Source organism: Mycobacterium barrassiae (assembly GCF_025822765.1).
GTDB lineage: Bacteria > Actinomycetota > Actinomycetes > Mycobacteriales > Mycobacteriaceae > Mycobacterium > Mycobacterium barrassiae.
Genome location: NZ_JACKUK010000001.1, coordinates 281 through 1,200, shown reverse-complemented (window position 1 = coordinate 1,200; position 920 = coordinate 281). Strand labels below are relative to the sequence as shown.

Here is a 920-nt window from a genome sequence, read left to right as displayed (position 1 = left end):
AGACAACCAGGAGGTTGGCTTAGAAGCAGCCACCCTTGAAAGAGTGCGTAATAGCTCACTGGTCAAGTGATTGTGCGCCGATAATGTAGCGGGGCTCAAGCACACCGCCGAAGCCGCGGCAGCCGACCTTGTGTCGGCTGGGTAGGGGAGCGTCCTGCATCCGGTGAAGCCACAGAGTGATCTAGTGGTGGAGGGTGTGGGAGTGAGAATGCAGGCATGAGTAGCGATAAGGCAAGTGAGAACCTTGCCCGCCGGAAGACCAAGGGTTCCTGGGCCAGGCCAGTCCGCCCAGGGTGAGTCGGGACCTAAGGCGAGGCCGACAGGCGTAGTCGATGGACAACGGGTTGATATTCCCGTACCCGTGTATGAGCGTCCCTGACGAATCCAATCTGCTAACCACCCAAATGGTGGCCTACCAATTCCTTCGGGAGGCGGGGGCCGCTTGCTGCGTGGGACCCGGTTGGGTAGTAGTCAAGCGATGGGGTGACGCAGGAAGGCAGCCGTACCAGTCAGTGGTAATACTGGGGCAAGCCTGTAGGGCAAGTGATAGGCAAATCCGTCACTTGAATGCCTGAGAGGTGATGCATAGCCGAGTGAGGCGAATTCGGTGATCCTATGCTGTCGAGAAAAGCCTCTAGCGAGCGCATACACGGCCCGTACCCCAAACCAACACAGGTGGTCAGGTAGAGAATACCAAGGCGTACGAGTGAACTATGGTTAAGGAACTCGGCAAAATGCCCCCGTAACTTCGGGAGAAGGGGGACCCCCACACCGTCAGCCGGCTTGCCCGGGGCAGCGGGAGGGGGTGGCACAAACCAGTGAGAAGCGACTGTTTACTAAAAACACAGGTCCGTGCGAAGTCGCAAGACGATGTATACGGACTGACGCCTGCCCGGTGCTGGAAGGTTAAGAGGACCCGT

Annotated in this window: 1 rRNA gene (cut by a window edge); it reads left to right on the top strand. The window is 58.4% G+C overall.

The window, feature by feature from the left end:
* Positions 1-920, top strand: a 23S ribosomal RNA gene (locus tag H7J93_RS00005) (its annotated part continues 280 nt past the right edge of the window); the annotation flags it as partial.